This is a genomic window from Lyngbya sp. CCY1209 (genome assembly GCF_035615495.1).
GTDB lineage: Bacteria > Cyanobacteriota > Cyanobacteriia > Cyanobacteriales > Microcoleaceae > Limnospira.
Genome location: NZ_JAJENU010000044.1, coordinates 1 through 1,939, shown reverse-complemented (window position 1 = coordinate 1,939; position 1,939 = coordinate 1). Strand labels below are relative to the sequence as shown.

The window sequence follows — 1,939 nt, the reverse complement described above, 5'->3', positions numbered from 1 at the left end:
ATTCTCAGCCGAGAGATGCGGGTTTTTACCATTATTGATAAGAGGGTCACACACCCTACATCTGGGGAGCGATCGCCTTTCTCTGCACTGGTAGCGATCGCTTTAGCATAAAATAGAGTCAGTTGACTTTTATCTATATGAGTGAAACGGTTTATATCGAAACCAGTATCTTGGGGTATCTAACCGCCAGATCAACCAAAAACTTGATTATCGCTGCCAACATGGAGATTACAAAGAATTGGTGGGAACTACGCCGGAATGCTTTTACTCTTTATACATCAGAAGCCGTTTTAGATGAAGTAGCACAAGGAGATCCGGCGATCGCGACTCAACGACTAGAGATTTTAGGTGATTTTCCGTTGCTGGATTTGAATCAGGCGGTACAAGGTTTGGCTGCACAATTTTTAGCCCGAAGCAATTTGCCTCCTAAAGCCAAGATAGATGCGATCCATATCGCTGCCGCCACTGTTCACGGTATGGATTATTTGTTAACATGGAATTGCAAGCACATCGCAAATGCTCAAATTCAAGGAAAATTGGCAGAAATTAGTCTGGATTGTGGCTATGTTTTGCCTGTCTTATGTACGCCAAACGAATTGATGGGAGATTAGTCCATGTGGAAAGATGAAATTGTCGAAGAAATTCACAAAATTCGCGATCGCTATGCCAAGTCTTTCAACTACGATTTGAATGCTATATTTGAAGACTTACGCCAAAAGCAAGCAGAAAGTGGTAGAGAAGTTGTTAATTTGTCGCGAAAACCCGGTCTAAAAAAACGCTGGAGTAGACTCCATCTTGATGGTGAAACCAAAGAAACCAGCCACCCATCAACTTAGCTGTTAGGTTGTTTGAACCCCGAATCGCGATCGCGCCAATTTTCCAAATGGTGCGTGACCCTCAGCCGAGAGATGCGGGTTTTTACCATCATTGATAGGGGAGGGTCACACACCCTACATTTGGGGAGCCACACTGACTCTTTTATAGCTCATCCTGGGATCACGTCAAAAGCATCTTTATCATAGAGTCGATAAACATAAAAATCACTATCTAATGTAAAAATCCGCTTAATCTTTTGACTTTCTGCCACAGCAACCAGAGAAGCATCGGCTAAATCCATAGGTAGATCTTTATATTTTTCCATCAAAACTTTCATGCGTTCACATTCTGCTTCATTAGCTGCATGAAGATACAAGGCTTTTCTATTGATGAACTCCCATAAGATAGCCTGTGCTGACCAACCTCGCAGTTCTGATAAGAAGTACATCGCCTCAGTAAAACAAGGCCATGTTGTTAACATGGAACCTGTTAGAGTTTTGTAAGTTTGAACACATTTAACATGGGTGTCTCCCTGGCCTTTGTCAATCAGAGCAATGAGAGGCCCAGTGTCCACTAAAATCATGGTCGTCGCAGTCCTTGTTTAGATAATTTTGTGGCAATCTGTTCGCCAAAATTAGTTGGCTGAACCTGATGATGAGGTTCCATTTGACTATCGATCGCCCCAATTAAATCTCCAATTTTTTCAGATAACAGTTCGGCTTCAGGCTGGGGTTGTTCAAGTTGAGATAAAATCCAACTTTCGGGAGTTAACCCTTGTTTTTGGGCGACTTCGAGGAGGGCTTGATAAGTTTGTTCAGATAGAATTAGGGTATGTTGTGACATAAGTTTATTCAGTGAACTTGATACGATTTTAACTCCAATCCCTATGAATGGCAACATGGTGCGTGACCCTCAGCCAGGAGATTCGGGTTTTTAGCATCATTAATAGCAGAGGGTCACACACCCTACATCTACTCAGAAACCGGGTTTCTATCAGAGTTTCTGCATCCCCACCCAGATTGAAGTAGAAACCCGGTTTCTGATCGGCAATCCATCACTCTCGATGGTGCGTGATTCTCAGCCGAGAGATGCGGGTTTTTACCATTATTGATAAGAGGGTCAC

Annotated in this window: 4 protein-coding genes; 2 read left to right on the top strand and 2 right to left on the bottom strand. The window is 42.9% G+C overall.

Annotated elements, in window-relative coordinates:
* The first annotated feature begins 137 nt into the window (after positions 1-137).
* Together LKE08_RS00220 and LKE08_RS00215 are read left to right on the top strand one after the other, a co-directional pair.
* The gene (locus LKE08_RS00220) at positions 138-611 is read left to right on the top strand and encodes a type II toxin-antitoxin system VapC family toxin (RefSeq protein ID WP_324702183.1); all 474 of its coding nucleotides are present in this window, start codon (positions 138-140) and stop codon (positions 609-611) included.
* A 3-nt stretch (positions 612-614) separates the two neighbouring features.
* On the top strand, positions 615-836 hold the full coding sequence (locus LKE08_RS00215) for a hypothetical protein (RefSeq protein ID WP_324702182.1): 222 nt from the start codon (positions 615-617) through the stop codon (positions 834-836).
* Positions 837-985: 149 nt separating this feature from the next.
* On the opposite strand, the gene LKE08_RS00210 is transcribed toward LKE08_RS00215, so the two are convergent.
* Positions 986-1,399, bottom strand: coding sequence for a PIN domain-containing protein (locus LKE08_RS00210; RefSeq protein ID WP_324702181.1), 414 nt, complete (start codon positions 1,397-1,399; stop codon positions 986-988).
* Entirely contained in the window at positions 1,396-1,659 is a 264-nt protein-coding gene (locus LKE08_RS00205; RefSeq protein ID WP_324702180.1) for a hypothetical protein, read from the bottom strand. The genes LKE08_RS00210 and LKE08_RS00205 overlap by 4 nt, the downstream gene beginning before the upstream one ends.
* Positions 1,660-1,939: the final 280 nt, after the last annotated feature.

Excerpts from the sequence above, each read along its gene's own strand:
- LKE08_RS00220 (WP_324702183.1), top strand. The coding sequence starts at position 138 with ATGAGTGAAACGGTTTATATCGAAACCAGTATCTTGGGGTATCTAACC.
- LKE08_RS00215 (WP_324702182.1), top strand. The coding sequence starts at position 615 with ATGTGGAAAGATGAAATTGTCGAAGAAATTCACAAAATTCGCGATCGC.
- LKE08_RS00210 (WP_324702181.1), bottom strand. The coding sequence starts at position 1,399 with ATGATTTTAGTGGACACTGGGCCTCTCATTGCTCTGATTGACAAAGGC.
- LKE08_RS00205 (WP_324702180.1), bottom strand. The coding sequence starts at position 1,659 with ATGTCACAACATACCCTAATTCTATCTGAACAAACTTATCAAGCCCTC.